A 3,042-nucleotide genomic window follows, 5' to 3' on the forward strand; every position below is an offset into this window, starting at 1 on the left:
CAAAGCTTTAGAATAATTAAGTATGAAATTAATAGTTTCTTTTTTAGGTAACATTTTTGTACTTGCTAATACGTTTTTAGTGTAAAGTTTTGCCATAGAGATAAGTTGATTATACATCTATAACGAAAAAGCAACTAAGATATTGTTTATGCAGATAAAATAATTTGATTTTTTTCTATTACTTTTCGCAAGTTTAAAATGGCATAACGCATTCTTCCTAATGCAGTGTTTATACTAACTCCTGTTATGTCTGAGATTTCTTTAAAACTTAAATCTTGATAAATTCTCATCATCAATACTTCTTTTTGATCTTCTGGAAGTTGAAGAATTATTTTTTGTAAATCTTTTTCAATTAAATCATTAATTAATTGGTCTTCAATTGTTAAAGAGTTATCAGATAATACATTAAATATAGAAAATTCTTCCGTTTCACGAAGCATAGGCATTTTCTTATTTTTTCTATAATGATCTACAATTAAATTATGAGCAATTCGCATTACCCAAGGTAAAAATTTGCCTTCTTCATTATACGAATTAGATTTTAAAGTTTTAATAACTTTGATAAAAGTATCTTGAAAAACATCATCTGCAACATCTCTATCTGCCATTTTAGAATAAATAAATCCGTAAATTTTAGATTGATGTCTGCTTACTAATACAGACAAAGCGCTTTCATCGCCTGCAATGTAGCTTTTTACCAATAATGCATCTGGAGTTTGTGTAGTAGCCATAAAATTACTTTTTAGTTTTGGGTTGGAAAATCTAACTATTTTTTATAAAAGTAATTTTTTGGTATAGGCAACTATAAGTTTAGGAGTTAATTATAGCCAAATGTACTATAATATTTTATTAAAAAACAAATATTATTTGAAATTTTAACAAATTTTATACAATAAAATATTTTTTTGTGATAGTATTTGGATGATTTGTACAGTAAAATAGAATATTTAGCTATTATTTATTGATACATTTTAATATAATCTATTTCAAACTTTTGAGGAAGAATCTCATTATCAATAGTTGGTCCACCAAAATTTCCTCCAATTGCCACATTTACAATAAAGTAAAATGGTTTATCAAATGGCCAAGTGTTTTCGTTTTTTATTTCTGGATTAAAAGTATAAACACATTTGTTGTCTACAAAAAAATCAATTTTGTCTTTTGTCCAATCAATTGCATAAATATGAAAACCATCTTCAATATCTGGAAAACTAGTTTTTTTAGTATTTATAGTATTCCCAAAACTATCTTGAGTATGAAGCGATGTAAAAACCATATCTGGTTCTTTACCAACATATTCTAGAATATCAATTTCGCCACATTTGGGCCAACCAACTTCAGAAATATTTGCTCCTAGCATCCAAAATGCTGGCCAAATTCCAGTTCCTACAGGCAATTTTGCTCTAGCTTCTACTCTACCATAAAGAAACTCTTTTTTGGCTTTAGTTGTAATTCTAGTTGATGTATAGGTTTCACCATCTTTTTTGGCTTCAATTACTAGAATTCCGTTTTCTAATTTATGATTTTCTTTGGTGTAAATTTGACTTTCGTTATTTCCCCAACCACATAAATTTGGACAACCGTTACCGAGTTCAAAATTCCAAATTTTTTCATTTAAGATTTTTCCATCAAAGTTTTCTTCCCATACTAGTTTACGTTTGTCTTTTTGTGCAAACGAAACAGTTACAAATAATAGTAATAATAGCTTTTTCATAAATTTATTTTATAAATTCAAATTTGGCTTCTAATGTTTTATCTGAACTTCCACCTACAAAAACTTTAAAATCTCCTGCTTCTGCTTCCCATTTAGAATTGGCAGTAAAAAATTCTATTGTTTTTGCATCAATTACAAAAGTTACTTTTTTAGTTTCATTGGCTTTTAATGCTACCATTTCAAAACCTTTTAATTCCTTTACAGGACGAGTTATGCTTGCTACTAAATCTCTAATATATAATTGAACCACTTCTTTTCCTGAAACGGAACTATTATTTTTTAAATCTACAGAAACTTCAATTTTTCCATTTTCACTAAAAGAACTTGATGATAATTTTAGGTTAGAATATTCAAATTTAGAATAACTTAATCCATAACCAAAAGCATATAAAGGAGTATTTTTTTCATCCATGTAATGCGACCAAAAAACACTTTCTGGCTCATTCATTGTTGGTCTTCCTGTGTTTTTATAATTATAATAAATAGGAACTTGACCAACACTTCTTGGAAACGTCATTGGTAATTTTCCACTAGGATTATAATCGCCATAAAGTACTTGTGCAATTGCATTTCCACTTTGAGTTCCCAAATGCCAAGTTTCTAAAATTGAAGGAATATTTTCATCAGCCCAAGGAATTGCAAGTGGTCTTCCGTTACTTAAAACCAATACAATATTAGTATTAACTTTATAAATTGCTTCTAATAATTCTTGTTGTACTCCAGGCAAATCAATTTCTGTTCTACTTCGTCCTTCTCCAGATTGCAAACCGTGTTCTCCCAAAGCCATGATAACAACATCAGCATTTTTCGCCAAATTTATAGCTTCTTGAAAACCAGATGTATCAGTTGTATTAATTTTGGTTTCCCACACAAATTGTGTTCTTCCAATAGTTAAATCTGCACCTTTAGAGTACGATATTTCATTTCCTTTATAACTTTGCAAACCTTCAAGTAATGAAACCGCAGAGTTATCGTCGGCAGCAATTCTCCAACTTCCAAGCGGACTTGTTTTATCGTTTGCTAAAGCTCCAATTACAGCAATTTTTAAACCCGATTTTTTTAATGGAAGTAAATCGTTTTTATTTTTTAAAAGTACTATCGATTTTTTTGCCATTTCTAAAACACCATCTTGAAATTCTTTTTTTCCAACGGTAGCTTTTTCATTTGCTTCATCACAATATTTATATGGATTTTCAAATAATCCTAACTCAAATTTTACTTTTAAAATTCTGCTACAAGCATCATTAATTGTTGCTTCTTTAACTTTTCCTTCTTTTACTAATGTTACCAGATGTTCACTATATGCCATAGATTCCATATCCATATCA

General features: G+C 28.7%; 3 protein-coding genes. All 3 read right to left on the bottom strand.

Annotated features, from left to right (window positions below; translation table 11 throughout):
* Positions 1-146: 146 nt before the first annotated feature.
* A complete protein-coding gene (locus tag ACH2BO_RS14440; RefSeq protein ID WP_395045437.1) occupies positions 147-731 on the bottom strand; it encodes an RNA polymerase sigma factor in 585 nt (194 codons plus the stop codon).
* Positions 732-958: 227 nt separating this feature from the next.
* Positions 959-1,714, bottom strand: a complete 756-nt coding sequence (locus ACH2BO_RS14445; RefSeq protein ID WP_395045438.1) for a family 16 glycosylhydrolase — start codon at positions 1,712-1,714, stop codon at positions 959-961.
* Positions 1,715-1,718: 4 nt separating this feature from the next.
* A partial coding sequence (locus ACH2BO_RS14450; protein ID WP_395045439.1) for a glycoside hydrolase family 3 C-terminal domain-containing protein occupies positions 1,719-3,042 on the bottom strand: 1,324 nt, incomplete at its 5' end.

The sequence above is a fragment of the Flavobacterium sp. genome, assembly GCF_043773265.1.
In the GTDB taxonomy this organism is placed as follows: Bacteria; Bacteroidota; Bacteroidia; order Flavobacteriales; family Flavobacteriaceae; genus Flavobacterium.